At 67.5% G+C, this 20,932-nt stretch carries 17 protein-coding genes and 1 pseudogene; 17 read left to right on the forward strand and 1 reads right to left on the reverse strand.

Going from position 1 to position 20,932, the window contains the following annotated elements:
- On the reverse strand, positions 1-1,896 hold a 1,896-nt coding region (locus IT293_00675), incomplete at its 3' end, for an ATP-binding cassette domain-containing protein (protein MCC6763151.1).
- Positions 1,897-1,914: 18 nt separating this feature from the next.
- On the opposite strand from IT293_00675, the gene IT293_00680 reads away from it, so the two are divergent.
- From IT293_00680 to IT293_00760, 17 genes and pseudogenes are all read left to right on the forward strand, one after another.
- The gene (locus IT293_00680; GenBank protein ID MCC6763152.1) at positions 1,915-2,439 is read left to right on the forward strand and encodes a TetR family transcriptional regulator; all 525 of its coding nucleotides are present in this window, start codon (positions 1,915-1,917) and stop codon (positions 2,437-2,439) included.
- 63 nt (positions 2,440-2,502) lie between these two features.
- Complete coding sequence (locus tag IT293_00685; protein ID MCC6763153.1) at positions 2,503-3,333, forward strand: acetoacetate decarboxylase family protein; 831 nt, start codon at positions 2,503-2,505, stop codon at positions 3,331-3,333.
- Positions 3,330-4,217, forward strand: coding sequence for an SRPBCC family protein (locus IT293_00690; protein MCC6763154.1), 888 nt, complete (start codon positions 3,330-3,332; stop codon positions 4,215-4,217). The genes IT293_00685 and IT293_00690 overlap by 4 nt, the downstream gene beginning before the upstream one ends.
- Before the next feature lie 651 nt (positions 4,218-4,868).
- Positions 4,869-6,038 carry a hypothetical protein gene (locus IT293_00695; protein ID MCC6763155.1) on the forward strand — a complete coding sequence of 390 codons (1,170 nt, stop codon included), beginning with the start codon at positions 4,869-4,871 and terminating at the stop codon, positions 6,036-6,038.
- A gap of 108 nt (positions 6,039-6,146) precedes the next feature.
- Positions 6,147-7,041: pseudogene (locus tag IT293_00700) on the forward strand (SDR family oxidoreductase).
- The gene (locus tag IT293_00705; GenBank protein MCC6763156.1) at positions 7,038-7,469 is read left to right on the forward strand and encodes a 4'-phosphopantetheinyl transferase superfamily protein; all 432 of its coding nucleotides are present in this window, start codon (positions 7,038-7,040) and stop codon (positions 7,467-7,469) included. The pseudogene IT293_00700 and the gene IT293_00705 overlap by 4 nt, the downstream one beginning before the upstream one ends.
- Positions 7,470-7,577: 108 nt before the next feature.
- The gene (locus IT293_00710; GenBank protein ID MCC6763157.1) at positions 7,578-7,787 is read left to right on the forward strand and encodes a hypothetical protein; all 210 of its coding nucleotides are present in this window, start codon (positions 7,578-7,580) and stop codon (positions 7,785-7,787) included.
- On the forward strand, positions 7,787-9,868 hold the full coding sequence (locus IT293_00715; protein MCC6763158.1) for a DEAD/DEAH box helicase: 2,082 nt from the start codon (positions 7,787-7,789) through the stop codon (positions 9,866-9,868). Before IT293_00710 ends, IT293_00715 begins: the two co-directional genes overlap by 1 nt.
- Positions 9,865-10,197, forward strand: a complete 333-nt coding sequence (locus tag IT293_00720; protein MCC6763159.1) for a hypothetical protein — start codon at positions 9,865-9,867, stop codon at positions 10,195-10,197. Before IT293_00715 ends, IT293_00720 begins: the two co-directional genes overlap by 4 nt.
- Positions 10,187-11,959 (forward strand): anti-phage defense ZorAB system ZorA, encoded by a 1,773-nt coding sequence (gene zorA / locus IT293_00725; protein ID MCC6763160.1) that lies wholly within the window; start codon positions 10,187-10,189, stop codon positions 11,957-11,959. Before IT293_00720 ends, zorA begins: the two co-directional genes overlap by 11 nt.
- Before the next feature lie 68 nt (positions 11,960-12,027).
- Positions 12,028-12,765 carry a hypothetical protein gene (locus IT293_00730; GenBank protein ID MCC6763161.1) on the forward strand — a complete coding sequence of 246 codons (738 nt, stop codon included), beginning with the start codon at positions 12,028-12,030 and terminating at the stop codon, positions 12,763-12,765.
- A gap of 58 nt (positions 12,766-12,823) precedes the next feature.
- A complete protein-coding gene (locus IT293_00735; GenBank protein ID MCC6763162.1) occupies positions 12,824-13,060 on the forward strand; it encodes a DUF433 domain-containing protein in 237 nt (78 codons plus the stop codon).
- Positions 13,060-13,431, forward strand: coding sequence for a DUF5615 family PIN-like protein (locus IT293_00740; GenBank protein MCC6763163.1), 372 nt, complete (start codon positions 13,060-13,062; stop codon positions 13,429-13,431). The genes IT293_00735 and IT293_00740 overlap by 1 nt, the downstream gene beginning before the upstream one ends.
- Before the next feature lie 24 nt (positions 13,432-13,455).
- On the forward strand, positions 13,456-14,907 hold the full coding sequence (locus IT293_00745; GenBank protein MCC6763164.1) for a hypothetical protein: 1,452 nt from the start codon (positions 13,456-13,458) through the stop codon (positions 14,905-14,907).
- Entirely contained in the window at positions 14,904-17,789 is a 2,886-nt protein-coding gene (locus tag IT293_00750) for a DEAD/DEAH box helicase (protein ID MCC6763165.1), read from the forward strand. The genes IT293_00745 and IT293_00750 overlap by 4 nt, the downstream gene beginning before the upstream one ends.
- A gap of 267 nt (positions 17,790-18,056) precedes the next feature.
- Complete coding sequence (locus IT293_00755; GenBank protein ID MCC6763166.1) at positions 18,057-18,794, forward strand: IS630 family transposase; 738 nt, start codon at positions 18,057-18,059, stop codon at positions 18,792-18,794.
- A 170-nt stretch (positions 18,795-18,964) separates the two neighbouring features.
- Positions 18,965-20,896, forward strand: coding sequence for a PAS domain S-box protein (locus IT293_00760; GenBank protein ID MCC6763167.1), 1,932 nt, complete (start codon positions 18,965-18,967; stop codon positions 20,894-20,896).
- The last annotated feature ends 36 nt before the right edge of the window (positions 20,897-20,932 follow it).

Here is a 20,932-nt window from a genome sequence, read left to right on the forward strand (position 1 = left end):
GCGCATTTCGTCTATGCCCGCGAACCGGCTTTTAAGCAGCGGGTCGTAGGTTCGAGTCCTACACGGCCCATTGGCAACAAGCTCGCGGAATTCCTCGGGCACGACTTTGGCCGCGGCGGCGATTTTCGACGCCGCTGGCCCAAAGTCACCACCAAAGTCACCACCCCCCGTGGTGACCGCGTCGTCGAGGCTGTCGATCGCTGCTTTGTCGCCCTTCGGAAGCCAACGGCCGTAGGTGTCGACCGTCATCGCGATGCTCTTGTGGCCGAGCTGCGCCTGGACGTAGGCCGGCGACTTCCCCTCGGCGAGGAGGATCGACGCGAAGGTGTGCCGGAGGCAGTGGGGCGTGAGATGCGCGGGGAGCGCGGCGTGCTTCAGGATCCGCGCGAAGGCGCGGCGGACGTTGTGCGGATCACGGGGGCCGCCGGTGCGCTCAGGAAAGAGCCACAGGCGTTGATCTGCGGGCACTCCTGCCTCGAGCGCCGCCGCGCGAAGGGCGATCGCATGCGTACGCAGCGTGTCGGCGAGCTGCTGGGACATGTCGACCACGCGGCCGTCGCCCATCTTCGGGGCGTCGACGCGGCGGCCGTCGTCGGAAAGCGTGCGGGCGACGGCGATCTCGCGCGCGAGGAAGTCGAGGTCGCCGTCGTCGTGGAGGCCGATCTGGAGCGCCAAGCACTCGCCCAGACGGACGCCGGTGCGAGCGAGGGTCAGCATCAAAGGGTACCAGCGTCGCTCATACGTGAAGGCGGCGCTCAAGAAATTGATCAGCTGAGCGCGGGTCATCGCCTTTGACTTCACGGATTCTTGCCGGGCGGCCTTGGACTTGCTGAGGCCGAGCGCCCGTCCGAGCTTGGCGATCGGGTTTGCGGCGATGACCTCGTTGTCGACGGCCGCGGAGAGCATGGCGCGCAGCGTGCAGTAGATGATGCTGACGGTGCCCGGGTCGAGCCCTGAGCGGAGCTTGTCGAGCAAGAGCTCCTTCGCATCCGCGCGGCCGAGGTCGCGGACCTCGATCAGCCCGAAGATCTCTCCGCCGGTCTTCGAGTCGAGCGCGCCCGTAGGTTCGTCCGCCAGGAGGACGAGAGGCTCTCCGACGAGGCTGCGGGCGATGGCGACGCGTTGCATCTCGCCGCCCGAGAGTTCGTGCGGACGCTGGCGGGCGCGGCGCGAGAGACCGACCAGCTCGAGCATGCACGCGGCGCGCTCCGCGGCCTGGCGGCGCGGCACACCATCGAGGAGAAGCGGCAGGCCGATGTTCTCGGCCGCAGTCAGCGTCGGGATCAGGTTGAAGAACTGGAAGACGAGGCCGACCGACCGCCGCCGCATGATCGTCAGCTGGTCGTCGGTCATCCGCGACAGGGGCTCGCCGTCGATGGCGATGCTGCCGGCGTCGGGGACGTCGAGACCGGCGATCAAATGAAGAAGCGTCGACTTCCCCGAGCCGCTCGCACCCATGATCGAGACCAGCTCGCCCTTTCGGACGTCGAAGCTCACGTCGGCGACGGCCGGGACCTCGAGATCACCTTGGCGGTAGAGCTTCCGAAGGTTGCGGACGCGGACGATCGCTTCGCTGCCTCGCACCATGTGTCCTCCACGACGATGGCGGACGGCCTGTCGCCGACGTCCCATCGTGCGACCTGGCGCGAGCAAGCGGCATGCCCACAAGCGGGCTCGGTGGCGTGCGTTCGAGGGTCGGTCTTGCCAGACCTGGCCGTCATCGCTGGCGCCGCCTGACACTCGTGACAGCGCCCGTGCAGCGCCTTGACGGGGCCCACGGCTTGGGCGTATGATCTGGTCAATTGTCCAAAGTCGGGAATGCGACGCGATATCCTCGATAAGGCGCAGGATGACCCGCGCGGCTCGCCGGCGCGCATCCTCGATGCCGCCGAGCACGTCTTCGCCGAGCGCGGCTTGGCCGGCGCGTCGACCCGTGAGATCGCGCGGCTCGCCCGCGTGCCGCTGGGCGCGGTTCACTACTATTGGGGCAGCAAGAAGGGCCTACGAGACGCGGTCTTCGCCCGCCTGATCGAGCGCTTCGGCAAGACCCTGATGGGGAAGCTCGTGCCCGGCGACACGCCGGGGAAGGTGCTCGACAGCCTGACCGATGCGTTTTTCGACCTTTTGGTAGCGAACCGGGACGCCGCCCGGCTGCTCGTCCGCGAGATCCTCGAGCCGCCCGATCCGCAGCTAGAGCAGCTGTTCGAGGCCCTGGCCTCGTTCGGCTTGGGTGCGTTCCGCGAGTTCGACGGGACGACCGGCCGCGACGATGCCGTCGCCGTCTTCGTGGTCGCCGGAGCCTTTCTCGCTGCGATCGCCAACGAGACGACCCAGGAGATGTTTCTCGGCGGCAGCGTATTCAGATCGCGCGCCGCCCGTGAGCGCATCCGCGGCGAGCTGAAGCGCCTCGCCCGCTCGGCGTTCGGGGTGTCGGAGTAGTTTCTTCCCCGTGAATGGTCAACTGCCCAAGACGATCGACCGCTGAACAAGGAGGAAGCGCAAATGACACGATCACCGTTCTTCGAGGGGCTCAGCCGGATCCCGATTCGGATCGCGGGGCACGACGCCGCCGTGCCGTTCCTCATCTACGACGGGGACGTCATGACTGCCGTGTTCGCGGCCAGATATCGGGAGCTCCGTCGGTTGCTGCCGGACGCACGGTTCGTGCCCGCCCGGATCGCACCGGGGGTCGGCATCATCGCCGTCAACGCCGGCGAGTATCGGCGGACCGACGTCGGCCCGTACAACGAACTCGTGGTATCGATCATGCTAAACGAGCCGCCGTTCTGGCTGAACTTCCCGGGCCGCGCGCTGCTCGGCGCCCATCGCCGCCGGCAGTATCACGCCTTCGTCCAGCGCGTGGCCGTGAACACGCCCGTCAGCTTCGCGGGCGGCGAGTTCTATGGCTTCCCGAAGTTCATGGCGCGCGTGGAGTTCAGCGAGAGCGGCGACGAGCGGGTCTGTCGGGTCATGCAGGACGGCCAGCAGATCCTCACCCTGCGCGGAAAGAGGCTCGCGACTCCGCACCGGGAGGAGATCCAGACGTTCTGCCATCTGTGGTCCGACCGCCAGCCGCAGAGCTGCGAGTTCAAGATCAACGCGCTCGCGTTCGGAGGAACGTCGACGCCGCTGGCGGCCTCGATCGACATTTCATCGAGCCACCCTGTTGCGGTTGAGCTCAGCCAGCTCCTGCTCTGGCGGCGCGCGATCCACTTCCGGCGCATCACCCGCTTCGAGGGCATCCTGTACGGGCCCGATCGCCATTCGCTCGCGCTCTTGCGGAAGGCGCGCGATCTCGTGGCCGAGGGCGACCTGGCGGTGCTGTCGGCATGAGCCCGCGGCGACGAGCCCGCTCGACGGCCGCCCGGACGTCGGCGCTTGGCGCGGCCGTTCTCGCGGCGACGTTCTTGCCCGCGGGAACGGCGGCCGCGTCGCCCGCGGCTGTCGCCGCGTCGTGCGTCGCGTGTGGCGAGCGCGGACCGGTATCGCGCCGGGCTCTCTCGGAGGACGCCTGGCGGGCGATCGCCGACGGCGAGGTCGTCACCTCGAGCATCCGCGAGCCGAGCCCGGACGAGACGGCGCGCGCGTCCGTCGAGGTTACCGGGCTCGTGCTGCATCCGCCGGACCACGTCTGGGCGGTGCTGACGGACTTCGAGGCACAAGCACGCTGGCAGCCGGGTATCGAGGAGACGCGTGTCGTCCGGACCGAAGGCGATCGCATCTGGGTCGACGAGCGTCTGCGCTTCTTCCTCGTGGGAGTTCGGTATCGGATGATCTACCGGCTCGAGCCCGAAGTGGGCTCGATCAGCTGGACGGTCGACGAGACCACGCCGCACGACATCGGGGCGACGTCCGGCGCGTGGATGCTCGAGCCGACGGCCGGCCGACGGAGCACGCTGCTCACGTATCGCGCCGCGATTGACACCGGTCGCCGCGTGCCCACGTTCATCGCGTCGTTCCTTTTGCAACACTCGCTGCCGAAGCTCATCGTCGGCCTGCGAGCCGAAGTGGATCAGCGCTTCGGCGCGGCACGGCCCGCGGACCGTGCGGGCGCGGACGGGTCGCCCGCCGCGCCACTGATGGTAGAGCCCCTGCCAACGGCGGGCGGGGAGTTGCCACGAACGGCGCCGGAACACGAGTCGGGAGACCGTGCGACGCACGTCGGCACGGCCCCGACCTTGCACTCGCAACGCACCACTCGGACATCGGGGAGATGAGGCTCATGACACGAACGACGACCGCCATACACGAGCACCTCAGATCGAGCGCGCACCTCAGCAAGAGGCATGTCCATCCGAAGCTTTCGCAGCTGATGGAGCTCGGCGGCATGAACACCGCCTTCGCACGCGCCGCCGGCCAGTACCTCTACGATTTCTCTGGCCATCGCTACCTCGACCTCCTCTCGGGCGGTGGCATCCACTTCGTCGGCCGCAACCATCCGCAGGTGCTCGCGGCGGTGCGCGAGGCGCTCGCCGACGACCTGCCGAACCTCTGCGTCGTGAACGCGTCGATCCTCGGTGGCTCGCTCGCCGAGCGGCTGCTCGAGCTCGCCGGCGATCCGTCCGGCAAGGTCCTGTTCGCCAACTCGGGCGCCGAGGCCGTCGACACCGCGATGCGGTTCGCCCGCTACGTGACGCGCCGGCCGCGCTTCCTCTACCTGCAGGGCGCCTTTCACGGCCGGACGTGGGGTGCCATCTTGATGAACGGGTTCGACGAGATGCGTGAAGGTCTGACGCCTTTCCTGCCGGACTGCGTCGCGATCCCGCCGAACGACCTCGACGCGCTCGAGCGCGAGGTTACGCGCGGCGACGTCGCCGCGTTCGTCTTCGAGCCCGTGCAGGGCATGACGCTGACGCCGCTCGACCTCGATTATTATAGCCGTCGTCGCTCGGCACCACCACTACACGTACGTCGTTCCGGGCGAGTCGCGGCCACGCCGCCATCCGACGCGGGACGCGTCGGCGCGAGACATCACGACGTTCCCGTATCCCGCCAGCACGGAGCACGGCTTCACTACCGTCGGCGCGATCTTCGACGACGCCCTCAACCCCGGCCGCAAACGGCCGTTCGCGATACGCGCCGTCATGGAGGCGCTCGTCGATCAGGACGGCGGCTGGCTTGAGCGCTGGGACGCGTGGGCCGGGGCCGAGACGGCGATCGTGTGGGACGCACACCTTGGCGGCATGCCGATCTGCCTGATCGGTATCGAGAGCACGTCGGTCCCGCGCTCCGATCCGCCGGTCGACGGGCCGCCCGCATGGACCGGTGGTGCGCTGTTTCTGGGCTCGTCCAAGAAGGTGGCGCGTGCCCTGAACGCGGCGAGCGGCAATCGGCCGGTCGTCGTGCTCGCGAACCTGTCGGGGTTCGACGGCTCGCCGGAGTCGCTCCGCGACCTCCAGCTCGAGCACGGCGCCGAGATCGCACGTGCGGTCGTCCGCTTCGATGGGCCGATCCTCTTTGTCGTCGTCTCGCGCTATCATGGCGGGGCGTACGTCGTGTTTTCGAAGGCTCTGAACCGCCACTTGCACGCCATGGCCATCGACGGGGCCTACGCTTCCGTGATCGGCGGTGCCGCTGCCGCGGCGGTAATCTTCAAGCGCGACGTGTACGCACGTGCGGTCGAGGCACCTGCCGTGCGTCGCGCCGCCACCGCGCTCGCCCGTCGTTCGTTCGCCCGCCGCCGCCGCGCTCACCGAGAGTCGCTCGCGGCGGCATTGCGCGATGCGCGGACGGCCGTGGCGACCGAGTTCGACGAGGTGCACAGCGTCGCACGCGCCTGCCGCGTCGGCTCGCTCGATGAGATCATTGCGCCGCGGCAGCTCCGTCCCGCGCTCATCCGGGCACTCCGACGCGCGTCGGGCGAATCGCGTCCGCGGTCGCGCATGGCGATGCGGGCGCACGGCGCCGCGCAGCAAGCGCGCTCACGCCGCGCGGCAGCGCCCACCTGCGCCGCCGAAGCCGATCGTCGAGATTCGTATCCGGAATACGGGCTCTCCGAAGCGGCACCCAACGGCGTAGATCGGAGTGCGAAGAAATGACTGGGTTGCACCCGACCTCTGCGTGGCCGCTCCCCTCGAGCGGCGCCGCTTCCGTTCCGAACCCGGTGGAGGTCGCCTCGGCACTCGGCTGAACACGAGGAAGACGTCATGAAAGACCTACGAGGAAAAGTCGCGGCGGTGACGGGAGCGAGCTCCGGCCTCGGCCGCGGGCTCGCGCAGAGCCTGGCCGACGAAGGTTGCCACCTTGCGCTCTGCGACGTCGACGAGAACGGCCTCGAGGAGACGGCGCGATTGCTCCGCGGCCGGTCGATCAGGGTGACGACTGCCCGGGTGGACGTAAGCGACCGGGCGGCGGTGCAGGCCTTCGCTGATGCGACCGTGGCCGACCACGGTGGAGTGGACGTAGTCGTCAACAACGCGGGCGTGATGGTCTACGATCGGCTCGAGACGGTGCGCTGGGAGGATTTCGAGTGGGTGATCGACGTCGATTTCTGGGGGGTGGTCTACGGAACCCGTGAATTCCTGCCGCATCTCCGCAAACGACCGGAGGGGTACATCGTCAACATCTCGAGCGTGAACGGATTTCTTCCGTTTCCTCTGAACGGGCCGTACAACGCGGCCAAGCACGTCGTCGACGGTTTCCATGACCATGATCCAAGAGCTCCGAGGGACGGGAGTGAGACTGATGTCGGTCCATCCCGGCGGGATCAGGACCGACATCGTACGGCGCGCACGCTTCCGCAAGCAGAATGGCTCGCTGCTCGGAGCGGACGACTTCGCCGAGATGTTCGACGAGGTGGCCCGCACTATTCCCGATGCGGCTGCGCGCCGGATCGTCAGGGGCATCAAGCGGGGTAAGGAGCGGCTTCGGGTGGGGTCCGATGCGGTGACCATCGACTGGGCCCGTCGGTTGTTCCCGCTTGGCGCCGTCAAGCTCGCGGGGATGATCTACGATGGCATCTTCCGCCGACGCGAACGGGCGAAGAGCGGGAGCGACCAGCGACCGGCGGCCGGTGGTCTTCGGCGATCGGGATTGCCGTGAAGCGCTCCCGGCCGACTTTGGCGATTCGGCGCCTGGAAGACGTGCCGCGCCGCGAGCAATGGGACCGGCACCACGAAGGTGGCCGGGCCGCGCTTCGAGATGTCCTCGGCCACCACGGGGTCGAGGCGGCCGTCACCGTGGACCCGGAGCATGGGTATCTCTGCTTGCTCGACGATGCGGGGTGTCGCCTTCCCTGGTTCGCCAACGTGTCGCACACCGCCGGCCTCGCGGTTGCGGTGCTCGCGTCGTCGCCGGTCGGTGTCGATGTCGAGCGAGTGGACCGCGATCCGACGCGGGCGGTCGCGCGCTTCTTGAGCAGACGCGATCGAGAACGCCTCGCGCGCTTCTGCCCTCACGATGTGACGGGAGAGCTGGTGCTATGGACGGGAAAGGAAGCGAGTCTCGGTATCACTCGGCGTCACTCTTGACCCCTACCCCGAACGACAATGTAGAACCGCCTGCGATGATCGTGCCCCCGGCGATCCAAGAGCGGCGGACCGGAAGCAGCGAGCGAGTAGGTCGTCCGCGGGAACGGTATGGACGTCTTCTTGCTCCGTGACCGCCTGATCGGGGACTACGCGGATTACGTCCGCAGTTTCATCGCCATTCGCGACCCCCGCATCCGCGAGCAGGTAGACCGGGAGCTGGACGCGGGGCGCCTGTGGCCCAATCCGCATGTGGTGCTCGACCCATCTTCGAGCGATGCGGCGCGGCAGCTGGGAGCAGCGATCGAAGAGCTGCGCTGATGGAAGTCGCGCTCGCCAAGACCTTCTTCGATTCGGCCGCCCGGCTCGCCCCCGACGATCGCCGCCGCGTCTACGACTTCGTCAACAAGTTCTACGCCGATCCGACGTCGCCCGGCATCAGCCTCGAGCGCGTGGTGCAGGCACGTGACGCCGATATCTGGTCCGCTCGGGTCACGCAGGCGCTTCGGGCGATCGTCCACAAGCACGGAGACCGAGCGCTCGTGTTGTACGCAGGACAGCACGACGACGCCTACACCTGGGCGGCGCGGCGCCGGCTCGGCACCCATCCGGTGACCGGTGCCGTCCAGATCGTCGAGACGACCGAGGAAATCGAGCGGGTGCTTGCGAAGAGCGCACCCGCCGAGGCCGAAACCCCTCCTCGCTTCCCGACGCGGGATTACGCCGACGACTACCTACTGAGCCTCGGCGTTCCCGAGGATTGGCTCCCGACACTGCGCCGGCTTCGCACGGACGACGAGGTGCTCACCGCGGCGGGCCGCCTTCCCGAGGAGGTAGGCGAGCGGCTCCTGGCCCTCGCCGATGGTGAGGTCGTGACGCCGCCGGCGGCGACCAAAGCGGAAGCGCCGCTGCCGGCGAACATCGACAATCTGCGGCGCTTCTACGTGGTCGAGAGCGAGTCCGACCTCGCCCAGGTCCTGAACCAACCGCTCGAGGCGTGGATCCGATTCCTGCACCCGTCGCAGCGGAGCCTCGTGACCGCATCCTTTTCTGGGCCAGCGAAAGTCACAGGGTCGGCTGGGACCGGCAAGACGGTCGTAGCGATGCACCGCGCGCGCGCATTGGCGCGCAAGGGCAAGCACGTGCTCCTCACGAGCTTCGTCGGCACGCTCTGCCGAAACATCGAGCGGAACCTGCGCGTTCTCTGCACCTCCGAGGAGACGGCGCGGATCACGGTCAACACCGTGCTGCGCCAGGCGCTCCAGGTTGCGCGGGTGGGTAGGCCGGGCATCCAGGCTATCCACGACGACGAGCTCGGTCGCCTCTTGGAGCAGAACCGTCAGCGTGCCCGCGTGATGACGGAGGACGGCTTCATCCGCGGCGAGTGGAGCGAGGTGATCGACCGCCAGGGCATCACCATCTGGGATGCGTACCGCGATGCCGACCGCCGGGGACGCGGACGGCCCTTGAACACCAAAGACCGCCAGCAGCTGTGGGCGGTGTTCGAGGGCACGCTCGCAGATCTCGAGGCGGCCAATCGGGGGACATGGGCGCAGATTTGCCGGTTGGCCACCGCGCAGATCGCCGCTGGCAAGGTGCCGAGTCCGTTCGACGCCGTCGTCGTCGACGAGATCCAGGACCTGAGCGCGGCGGCCGTGCAGTTCGTGGCGGCATTGGGCGGTACCGGGCGTGATGGTCTCATCTTGGTCGGCGATGCCGGCCAGCGCATCTACCCCGGCGGGTTCAGCCTCCGCGCGCTTGGGATCGATGTGCGCGGTCGATCGCGCGTGCTGCGCATCAACTACCGGACGACCGAGCAGATCCAGCGCGTCGCCGACCGACTGGGTGGCTCGACCTCGGACGATCTCGACGAGGGGACGGAGAGCCGGCGCGGCACCGTGAGCCTGTTGCAAGGTCCCGAACCGGTGTTCCGAGGCTTCGCGACCGAGGCCGAAGAACATGCATTCGCCGTTCGCACGATTCGGGAGCTGATCGGGCAGGGGTTGGCGCCTGCGGAGGTGGCGACCTTCACGCGCGCGCGACGCCAGGGGGAAGGCTTCGCACAGGCTCTGCGCGATGCCGGCCTCCCGGTCCAGCTGCTGTCCGAAGAAGCCGACGACGATGACGACGAAACGGCCGGCGTCGTCATCGGCACGATGCACCGGGCGAAGGGGCTCGAGTTCAAGGCAGTGATCGTGGGTGGCTGCGACGCCCAGCGGCTGCCGAATGCCTACGTTCTCGGCCAGATCGTCGATCCAGCGGAGAAGACGGCCGCTGTCGAACGCGAGCGCCGGCTCCTCTACGTGAGCCTCACCCGGGCGCGCGATGAGGCCTTCGTGACGTGGGCCGGCACGCCGTCACCCTTCGTCGCCGACCTGGTCGCCGGAGCGAACACGCCGTGAGCTTCGCCGTCGGCTCGTTGGTGCGCGCTCGGGGGCGTGAATGGGTCGTCCTGCCCGAATCCGAGGCGGATCTTCTCGTCCTGCGCCCGCTCGGTGGTACCGATGACGAGGGGGCCGGCATCTACACATCGGTCGAGCCGGTCGAGCCGGTACACGGCGAGGACCGCACGAAGCGCGTCATCTTCGAGATCTACGACGACATGCAGCGCGCGTCCACCACTGGCGAGCCCTACCGCACCCGCCTCGATCCACCTCCGGCAGACCCACGCGTCGCGCACGCAGCGGGACAGCCCCGCAAAGGAAGACCCAAGGCTCACGATGCTCACTGAGTTCTTTTCCGCGCTCGATCCCTATCTCGGAATGATCCCTCTCGGTGCGATCGGGGACGTCCTCGTCAAGAACGAGTTCAACGCGATCTGGTGCGGAGCCACGCTCCTCTACTTCTTGTTCTGCATCGCCCTCCTCGGGCGGCGCGCGTTGCCGATCCGGCGGGCACTCGGGCGTGTGATCAGACCGCTCGCGGAGACGGACAAGGCGAGCTTTGCCAGCCAGTTCGAGGCCTACGCGGAGACGGTCTGCGCGCAGCGCAGTCTCCGACACGCCTGGCGCGAGTTCGACGAGAGCCTGGTGAAGCCGGGCGAAGGCGACCCTCAGCTCATCCGAAACACTCACGAGCCGGGGCTGTACTTCAACGACGGGACGATCGTGCAGCCGGTCGTGCACACGCGCTTCTTCGATACGGTGCCGAGCCAGCTGGTTGGCCTGGGCATCCTTGGCACGTTTCTCGGCCTGGCGGCCGGCGTCGGTTTGGCGAGCGGGAAGCTGGACTCCGGCAATCCGGCGGAGATCCAACAAGCGTTGTCGAACTTGCTCAACGGCGCCTCCCTGGCTTTCATGACATCGATCTTCGGTCTCGGACTGTCGTTGGTGTTCCTCTGGATCGAGCGTCTGTCCATCGGTTCGGTGCACCGGCGACTCAACACGTGGGTCGAGCGTCTCGAGCGCTGCGTCGAGCTGGTGACCCCGGAGAAGATCGCCCTCCAGCAACTCGAGCATGCCAAGCGGCAGAGCAAGCAGCTCGAGACCTTCAACGACAAGCTGATCTTCGCGCTCGAGACGGCACTCGACGAACGGGTCGGTAAGCGGCTGGTCCCCGAGCTGGAGAAAGTGGTTCGGGCGATCGAGAATCTTCGCGCCGACCGCGGGGCCTCGAGTGAAGCGGCTGTCGAGCAGCTCGTCGAAAAGTTCTCCCAGACCCTCACCGGCACCGCCGGCCGCGAGATGACGGAGATGGCGACGACACTCCGCACGCTGGGCGAGCGCTTTCAGGGTCTGGTGGAAGCACTCGGTGCGTCGCAGCAGCAAGCCCGCGACGTCCTGAACGAGGCGGCCCAGAACCTCCGCGAGTCATTGGCTGCGGGTTCGGGCGCGGCGGTCGCCGGCGTGGAGCGGGCGCTCGAGGGCATGGTCCGGGAGCTGCAAGCCGCTTCGCGCGGCTTAGTTTCCGAGGTGTCAGGCGCAGGCGTCAGCATGCGTGAATCCGGGCAGGCGGCCGCGCGCGACATTGCGGCCGCCCTTGGCGGGTTCGCGGACGGCGTCGGGCGCCTCGAGCGCATGAGCGCTGCGCAGGCCGAGCTGGCACCGCGCCTGGAAGAGCTGGCCGCCGGTCTCCGCGATGCCGGTACCACGGTCACGGAGGCGCATCGAGGTTTCGTGGGTGCGCTCGAGCCGACCAGGTCGGCGGTGCGAGGCCTCGAGGCGGTCGGGACGCGGCTCGCGGATTCGCTGACCACGACGGGGCGGTTCGTCGAGGACGTTGCTGCTGCGGGTCAGACGATGCGCGCCGAGCAGGAGAAGATGGCGCGCGCTTGGCAGGACTACGCCACCCGCTTCCAAGGCATCGACCAGTCGCTGCAGCGGGCCTTTGTGAAGCTCGACGAAGGCGTGCGCGCTTACACCGAGCAGATCCGGCAGTTCCACCGCGAGCTGGACGAGCACGTGTCGAAATCCATTGGCAGTCTCGCGTCAGTAACCTCGGAGCTGCACGAGACCATCGAGGATCTCAGTCTACACCTGGCAGCGCGGCGATGAGTGCCCGCGCTCGTTTTCAATCGCCGTCCTCAGAGTCCCCCGACTTCCTGGCGTCGGTGAGCGACCTCATGTCTGGTCTGATCTTCATCTTCATCATCACGCTGGCGGTGTTCGCGCTCCGGCTGGCGAAGGCGACCACGGAGCTGACCAACGCAGAGGACATGCGTACACAAGTCGTGCAGGCGATGGCCGACACACTCCGCAAGGCAGGCATCGACGTGACGATCGATCCGGAGCAGGGAGTGCTGCGGCTCACCGAGAGGGCAATTCAGTTTCCTAAAGGCGAGTCCGAGCCTGAGGAAGAGTATCGTCGGAACGTTGGCGTGGTTGCGGAGGTGCTCTTACGGGTGCTGCGATGTCATGTCGCCGAGGCCGACAACCCGCGTCCGCATGCGACCCCGCTGCCATCGTACTGCGCCCCAGTGGATGCATCTTGGCTCTGTGGTGCCGACCAAAGTGGAGCCAAGGTCAACACGGTGCTTGTCGAGGGGCACAGCGACAACGTCCCGATCATCGGAAAGGGCTTCCACTACAAGGACAACCTCGATCTTTCAGCTGCCCGGTCCGCCGAAATCTTCCAGATGATGCTCCAGTGCGAACCGGGGCTTAGGGATCTGTTGAATCGAACTGGAGCGCCCGTTCTGAGCGTCAGCGGGTATGGGGAAACGCGCCCCGTCCTTTCTGTATCGGGCGACGCCGGACCCAACCGGCGGATTGACTTACGCTTCGTCATGGAGCCGCCCGAGGCGAAGTCCGTGGAGCCGCCTGCTGCCGTGGAGCAGGTGCGGCACGAGCTCGGCGAGTAGCTGGCGCGATGTCTTGTGACCTTTCGCCCAAGGGGTGTATGGCCGTGGAGGAGCCGACATGCCTGCGCAGCTCGATCGGATCGTCGTTGACCCAAGCCTGTGCCACGGGAAGCCGTGCGTGAAGGGCACGCGCATCATGGTGTGGCAGGTCGTCCAGTTCCTCGCGAACGGCGACTCCGTGGACGACATCCTCGCGGCCTATCCCAGTCTCACGCGGGACGACGTCCGGTCCTGCCTGGCGTTCGCCGCGGAGCTCACCCGCGAGCGCGTGCTGCCGATCGCCGTCAGCTCCTGATGGGCGTTTTCAAGCTCGACGAGAATCTCTCGCCCGCGCTCAAGGAGCCGCTCGTGGCGGCAGGTCACGACGTGGCGACGGTCGCTGAGGAGGGGCTTCAAGGCGCGCCCGACGAGCGGGTCGCCGAGGCATGCCGCGGCGAATCGCGATGTCTGATCACGGCTGACGAGGATTTCGCTCAGATCATCCGGTATCCACCCGCGCTGTACTCCGGACTCGTCGTGCTGCGGCACCCTCGGCCGAGCTTGCGACGCCTGCGGGATCTCCTTCGGCAAGTCGTGTCGGCGGTGGAGATGGAGTCGCCCCAGGGCAAGCTGTGGATCGTCGAGCCGGGGCGGATCCGTATTCACGATCCTGCCGAGGGAGCATGACAGTCCGGGGGAGTTTGTAGGCCGGTGTCGCCGGAACGCGAAGACTGTGAGGCGCCCCCGTACACCCGCGACTGGGTAGCGGAATGGACCGCGAGTGGATTGCGCCTTCCGGCATCGCGCGAACCGATCGAACCGGCCCGGATGCGGTGGGCGGCCGCCGAGGTCGCTCGACGGCTCGGTGACCTCGAGTCGAAGATTCCGCCGACCTACGAGCTGGACGAGACGGTACGTCGGTTGGCCGCCGCCTGGAAGGAGTCCCGGGCGCTCCGCGACGTCGAACCTCGCCATCTGCGGCGCGCGCCGTGGGCGTTCTTCCACCCGAAGGATCGACCCGAGGGCTGGCTGGGTCGCGACGACGCGCTGGTGCGAGCGTGGTTGCGCTGGCTCGCGGACGAGGGCCGCGCGCGAAGCGTCGTGGCAATGCTGCGGGCTTTCCTCGACGCGTATCCAGCGGGGCTCGAATCGTTCGATGCCATACGGCAAGCGGTGCAGCAGCGGCTGCGGGCCGTCGAGAGTCCGCGCACTGTGCGATGGCAGGAGCGATGCGACCGGTTCGGGCTTCTCGAGCGCGACGGGCCAGAGAGGTTTGCGAAACTCTGGTTCGACGTCGAGGTTGATTGCGAGACGTACCTCAACGACGCTGGGCTGTCCGGGGGCCTCGAGTCCTCGGTGTTCCTTCGACGGGCGTCTGAGGAGCTGCTCCGTGGGGTAGAGTCTGATCTGCAGCGGCACCGAAGCTCGGCTACCGCCTGCGCCCGGGCGTTCGTGTGGCTCGAGCGCGATCGCCAGCTCCGCCTTCCCGAGCTCAAGGTCCCAGTGGCCCAGGCCTTCCTCCGCCCGTTCGTCGAGCAGGCGCCGCCGACGGCGATCAAGGAACAGGTTCAAGCATTCTTGTGTCGAATGGTTGGCGACCCACGCATCAACCGGCCGCGCTGGAACGGCGTGCCGGATGAGATCCGGAACGTGCTGCTACGTTGGCTGGTGGGCGCGTCGCTCGACGATTTCTTCCGCGTGCTGGATCAGACGGCGCTCGACAAGCATTGGCGGTATCGCAAAGCGTTCTGGACCGCGTACCTCGAACGTGAAGCCATCGACGATGCGTGGGTGGTGCTGGGACCCGACGCGGCGCGGATCGTTCGGGGCGGCTTCAATGCGGGCGCTGCCAAGCTAGTCCGTGGGTACGGAGTCGAGGCGAACCACTCGGTCCTCTTGATGCGAATCAGGGGCGTGACGATCGCCGAGTGGAGTCACAACGGCAGGTGCCGATGCTGGGTACGTGGCAACAAGCACGCACCGAAACTCTACGAAACCGAATATACGCGGAGCGAGCTGACCGAAGGTTCCGACGTCCAACAGACGCACCATGGGGCCGAGAAGGGAACTTGGCAGAAGTCCGTCGCAGAGTTCATCGAAACTGCGACGAGGCTCCGTGTGTCGTCTGCGTCGTACATGCCACGAAACTGGAGGCGGCGTTGAAGCTCGTCTCCGACCGCGTACAGGGAGGGGTGGAGTTCCATGTCCTGGGTGCGTCGGGCGCGGTGCCGCCGGCGAGTTGGGCGCTGGACGAGGCGCCGACGTTGACGAGCGGTACGCCGGCCAGAATCGGTGTGCTGCTCCGCCTCCTCGAGGATGGAACGGTGACAGCGCGAGACGATCACGCGGTTTTCGTCCCGCACCAGGTGATCGCTGCGCTCGACGATGCCGAGCTCCGCTCGGTAGGGCTTCCGCAGTCCGCTGGCGTGACGTTGGAGCTGCGTGGGACGGGCGGACTCAGCGATGCGGACTTCCGCATAGAGAGGCGACTGCATCACCCAGATGGCCGCCCGGTGGTTGCTCCGGTCCGTGACGGATGTTTCCTCAGGATCGGGTCCGCTGAACACGTGCTGCCCGAGCCGCTCTACTCGCTCTGGGAGTCGGTCGAGCGGTTCAACGCTGAAGCGCACGACCTCGAGTCGCGTCTTACGTACTGGGCCGCGATCCGCGATCGGCTGCCAGAGGGCGTACAACTCGACGATACCCTCGACGGCATCCAAGTGGTGCTCGCGTCTGGCTTCACCTTGAACCCCTTCCGGAATGAGGATGGCGAACCCGACTTCGACCCGGTGGTAGGCCGCTGGGTGGAGCGTCCCGAGGGTGACGGTGCTACGACTCGCGTCTTCGACACGCCGCTGCCGTCGGCGCGTCAGGAGGAGTTCGCGAGGCGCTTCCGGACGCTCCGCTCGGCAAAGCATCGTTACGGGGGAGGCGGCGGCGTCTACATCATCCTCACCGATCGGTTGGAGAAGGCGCTGCGGGTGGTCCACGAGACGCAGCACGGGGATGCGGGAACCCGCCGCCGCTTTCTGACCCGGCCCTCTGTGTTCCTCCGCGAGGCACTCGAGTCGGATGCAGAGACGGGGGGGACGGCCGCGGACGATACCCTCGTCGACGACGTGTTCTTCGACGAAGGGCTTAGCGAGCGCGTGAAGGGCGTTGGTATCTGGGAACCCAAGGTGCTGCCGTGGCTTCAAGCGAGCGGCCAGCAGTGGCGTCCGGACGACCCGGCGGGCTTGCTGATCGACAACGAACCCGTTCGCGTGCCTCCCGAGAAGGCTCCCGAGCTGCTGGAGGCGATTCGGCGGGCGCGTAGCGAAGGTCGCGATACGGTCGACCTCGATGGCCGTCCGATCCCGGCTACCGAACAGACCGAGCGAGCGCTGGAGGCGCTGATCGAGGAGGCCGGTCGGCCGGCCGGGGAGCGGCGCCAAGCTCAGCCTCCCGGGCCGAAGATGGTGCTCCAGATCATCGACAATCTCGAGGATCTGGGCTTCCGGATGCCGCCGCGCGGCTCGCGGGGCAGCGCCGAACGGACGCCTCAGGGTCTCAGGTCGCAACTGCTTTCGCATCAGGAGAAGGGGCTGCACTGGTTGCAACGGCACTGGAGGGAGGGCAGCCGTGGCGCCCTGCTCGCCGACGACATGGGGCTCGGCAAGACGCTCCAGGCGCTCGCGTTTCTCGCCTGGGTCCGCGAGGAGATGGCGAGCGGAGTCTGGCCGCAGCGGCCGATCTTGGTGGTGGCTCCGACGGGGTTGCTGCGGAACTGGCGGGACGAGCACGACCAGCATCTGGAAGCGGGGAGTGTCGGGCTGCTCCTGGAGGCATTCGGGCAGGGTCTCCGAAGGCTCCGCCCAGCGCGCGGTAGCGAAGGCCGCGAGCTGACGACCGCGCTTCCGTCGCTCGACGTGACGATTCTCCAGCAGAGCGACTGGGTGATGACCACGTACGAGACGCTCCGCGACTACCAGCACAGCTTCGGCAGAGTGCACTGGGCGGTCGTGGTGTTCGATGAGGCCCAAAAGATCAAGAATCCGGCGGCCGGTCTCACGGAAGCCGCCAAGGCGATGAAGCAGGACTTCACGATCGTCATGACCGGCACACCGGTCGAGAACCGGGTGGAGGACCTCTGGAGCATCGTGGACACCGCGCGCCCCGGTGAGCTCGGTGCGCTCAAAGCCTTCTCGGCACGATTCCGCACGCAGGATCCTGACGAACGCCAAGCGCGACTGACCGAGCTGCGGGAGCAGGTCACCACCCAGACCTCCCCGGCCATCATGCTCCGCCGGCTGAAGGAAGATCATCTCGACGGCCTGCCGACGAAGGAAGTTTATCGACATCAGCTCGCGATGCCCGAACGGCAGGCGACGGCGTACGCGGCGGCCGTCGCGTCCGCTCGACAGGGAGCGATCATGCTCGAGGTGCTCCAGGCGCTCCGGCGGACCTCCTTGCACCCGGCGCAGGAGTCGGACGACTTCGCCAGCGACGAAGACTTCATCGCTGCCTCCGCGCGTCTCATGCTTGCCTTCGAGATCCTCGACGACGTGAGATCGCGTGGTGAGAAGGCGCTCGTGTTCCTCGAGTCGCTGCGGGTGCAGGACGCGCTTGCGGAGATCCTGCAGCGCCGCTACCGGCTTCCGCATCCGGTTCTCGTCATCAACGGCGAGGTGGCAGGCGCTGCACGTAAGGGCCGTGTCGACGAGTTCCAGAGCCGGCCGGGCTTCGACGTGATGTTGCTGTCCCCCCGCGCGGGGGGTGTCGGCCTGACGCTCACGGCGGCCAACCACGTCATTCATCTGGCCCGGTGGTGGAACCCAGCCGTCGAGGATCAGTGTACCGACCGTGTCTATCGCATCGGCCAGGGGCGTACGGTCCACGTGCACACCGTGCTCGCGGTGCACCCGGAGTACGGAGACCGCAGCTTCGACATCCAGTTGGCGAACCTCCTCGACCGCAAGCGGGCGCTGCACGGATCGGTTCTGGCGCCGCCGGCGGCGACGGAGTCGGAGTTGGAGGACCTCTATCGCGCCACAGTCGAGGTGTAACGCCATGGCCCAACCGCCACGCACTGTTTGCAGCTTTGAACATGCGGAAAGGGAACGAGCACCGATGCCGACGTCAAGCGCGCTCCTGCCGGTTGCAACCGGTCGATTCACGCTCTCCGCGGAACAGCTCATGATTCTGTGGGACCGTCGTGCTCCTCTGAAACTTACCGTGGGCTCCTGTCAAATGAATCCCCGCTGCGATTTTGAGTCCGCTCGCGCGTTTGGAAACCGCGGAATGACGGCCGCATTCTCGACGCCGCACTGACCATGATCCCTGATCGAGGCGCCGGCAAAGATCTCGTCCGTCGATGGCAGGCTGCGCATCAGGCATTGCTGGCGCTCCTTGACGGCGTTGGTGCTACGGCGGACGTCCACACGAGCGCAGTGAAGCTGATAGCCAAGCCAATCCGCGATCCGAAAAAAGCCCGGCGCTTGAAGGCATCGTTGGTGTTCCTGGACGAGAGCGGGTTCCTGCTCATTCCCACGGTGCGTCGCACGTGGGCGCCGCGCGGCGTGACCCCGCTCGTCCATCATCGCTACCGCCACGACAGGGTGTCCGCGATCTCGGCGGTCACGGTCATCCCCGTGCGCCAGCATTGCGGCTTGTATGCGCACTTCCACCTCGCGAACATTACGCACGTCGAGGTTGCGACGTTCTTGCGCGAACTCCTCCGGCATCTCGCCGGGACGATCATCGTCGTGTGGGACGGGGGCATGATCCATCGCGGCGCTGCGGTGCGCCAGCTGCTCGCCCGGCATCCGCGCCTCCACGTCGAACGCTTCCCCGCCTATGCGCCCGAGCTGAATCCGGACGAGCTGGTCTGGAGCTACCTCAAGGGCCAGTTGGCCAACGGGCGTCCCGACACGGTCGACGCGCTCCTGACCGATCTGACGCGGGTCACGCGTCGCCTCCGCCGCAGTCCCGCGCTTCTCCGCGCGTTCATTGGCCGGTCCTGGTCGGTAGTGGCTCGCGCCTTGGCCGTCCTTTTAAGCAGCGGGTCGTAGGTTCGAGTCCTACACGGCCCACTTCACACCTCCCCGATCTCGCGAGGCTGCTTTGGCGCGTGATGCGCGCCTGTCGGCCTCCGAGGTCGTTGGTCCCACCGCCCGCCTTCTGCTACGCGACGCTCGTGGGGCATGCGCATCGCGCCGGCGCGGAGGATCCAACACGATCCGTGACGACGGACGCCGCCTCCATCGGCACCGAGATCCTGCGCCACGTGAGCGAGGGGATCGTCGTCGTGCGTGCCAGCGACGCCGTGATCGTTTTCGCGAATCCCTGCTTCGAGCGGATGTTCGGCTACGGGCCGGGGGAGTTGTTGAGGCGTCACGTCTCGATCCTGAACGCGCCGGACGAGACCCAGCCGATGCGTCTCGCCGAGGACATCATCGCGCTGCTCCGCTCCCGCGGCCGGTGGGACGGCGAGCTCCGCAGCGTCCGGAAGGACGGCGCGCGCTTCTGGAGCCACGCGAGCGTCTCCACCTTGGACCACCAGGACCTCGGCACCGTCTGGATCTCCGTCCATCGCGACGTCTCCGAGCGCAAGCGCCTGGAGGAGGAGCTTCTGCGGGCGAAGTCGTTCTTCGACTCGATCGTCGAGAACATCCCCGACATGGTCTTCGTCAAGGACGCGCGGGACCTGAGCTTCGTCCTGTTCAACCGCGCCGGCGAGGACCTGCTCGGCTACGAGCGCGCCGACCTCATCGGCAAGAGCGACCACGACTTCTTCCCGAAGGCGGAGGCGGATTTCTTCACCGAGAAGGACCGCGCCGTACTGCGCGACAAGACCCTGCTCGAGATCGCCGAGGAGCCGATCGACACGGCGGCCCACGGCGTGCGCCTGCTGCACACGAAGAAGATCCCGATCCTCGACGAGAAGGGCGAGCCTGCCTACCTGCTCGGCATCTCCGAGGACATTACGGAGCGCCAACGAGCCGAGCGCCTGCGGCGCCGTCACGAACGGGCGACGACCGCCGTCAACACGATCCTGCGCGGCCTCCACACCCACGTCGACGTGACGGCGGCGTTTCCCGAGGTCTGCGCCGGCCTGCGCGAGCTGGCGCGGTGCGCGAGCGCCAGCCTGGCCCTCTTCGACGAGCGCCGCGAGTGGATCAGGTTCGTGGCCGCGGACGAGCCCTGGCCTCCCGGTGTGAGCCGCGACATGCGTCTGCGGGTGTCGGACTATCCGGGCGGCGCCGCGCTCGCGGCCGGGCGTTCCGACGAGGTGCGCGATCTGACGTCGCTCGCGCACTTCCCGATCGTCCACTACTGCCTCGCGATCGGGTTCCGCTCGACGCTGAGCCTGCCGTTGTACACCGGCCGCAACGTGATCGGTCTCCTGACCTTGTTGTGGAACGACGTGGACGGCTGCGCGACCCCCGATGTGGCGGTGCTCGAGCAGGCGACCAGCGCGTTGGCGATCGCGCTCGAGCGGCATCGCCTGTTCGAGCAGGTCCGGGTCGGACGCGAGCGCCTCGCGGTCCTGTCGCACCGGCTGCTGACCGTGCAGGAGACGGAACGGCGCCACCTCGCGCGCGAGCTCCACGACGAGATCGGCCAATACCTGACGGGCATCAGCTTGCTGCTCGGCCAACTCGAGCACCAGCCGCAGGATTTCCGAGCGCGCCTCGGCGAGCTCACCCGCCTGGTCACCGACCTCATCGACCGGGTGCGCGATCTGTCGCTCGATCTGCGGCCCGCGATGCTGGACGACTTCGGCCTGCTGTCGGCGCTGCGGTGGTTGTTCGAACGCTTCCTCCGGCAGACCGGCATCGCTGTGGAGTTCGATCAGGTCGGGCTCGATCGCCGCTTCTCGCCGGACGTGGAGACCGCTGCCTACCGCATCGTGCAGGAAGCGCTCACCAACGTGGCCCGCTACGCGAACGTCGAGAAGGTCGCCGTCCACGCCTCCGCGATCGACCACCACCTCCGCGTCGTGGTCGAGGACCGCGGGGCGGGCTTCGATGTGGAAGCGGAGCTGATGTCGGGGAGCACGAGCGGCCTCTCGGGCATGCGCGAGCGGGCGGCGCTCCTCGCCGGCAGGTTGAGCATCGAGTCTCGTCCCGGCGCCGGCACCCGCATCGAGGCCGAGTTCCCCAATCGCTGAGACGCTCCTCTTACACGGCGCTCCCCGAGGCGGTTC

This window comes from Deltaproteobacteria bacterium (assembly GCA_020848745.1).
Taxonomy (GTDB): Bacteria; Desulfobacterota; Binatia; order UTPRO1; family UTPRO1; genus UTPRO1.

Excerpts from the sequence above, each read along its gene's own strand:
- zorA (MCC6763160.1), top strand. The coding sequence starts at position 10,187 with ATGCTCACTGAGTTCTTTTCCGCGCTCGATCCCTATCTCGGAATGATC.
- IT293_00740 (MCC6763163.1), top strand. The coding sequence starts at position 13,060 with ATGGGCGTTTTCAAGCTCGACGAGAATCTCTCGCCCGCGCTCAAGGAG.
- IT293_00735 (MCC6763162.1), top strand. The coding sequence starts at position 12,824 with ATGCCTGCGCAGCTCGATCGGATCGTCGTTGACCCAAGCCTGTGCCAC.
- IT293_00685 (MCC6763153.1), top strand. The coding sequence starts at position 2,503 with ATGACACGATCACCGTTCTTCGAGGGGCTCAGCCGGATCCCGATTCGG.
- IT293_00710 (MCC6763157.1), top strand. The coding sequence starts at position 7,578 with ATGGACGTCTTCTTGCTCCGTGACCGCCTGATCGGGGACTACGCGGAT.
- IT293_00730 (MCC6763161.1), top strand. The coding sequence starts at position 12,028 with ATGTCTGGTCTGATCTTCATCTTCATCATCACGCTGGCGGTGTTCGCG.
- IT293_00715 (MCC6763158.1), top strand. The coding sequence starts at position 7,787 with ATGGAAGTCGCGCTCGCCAAGACCTTCTTCGATTCGGCCGCCCGGCTC.
- IT293_00755 (MCC6763166.1), top strand. The coding sequence starts at position 18,057 with ATGATCCCTGATCGAGGCGCCGGCAAAGATCTCGTCCGTCGATGGCAG.
- IT293_00690 (MCC6763154.1), top strand. The coding sequence starts at position 3,330 with ATGAGCCCGCGGCGACGAGCCCGCTCGACGGCCGCCCGGACGTCGGCG.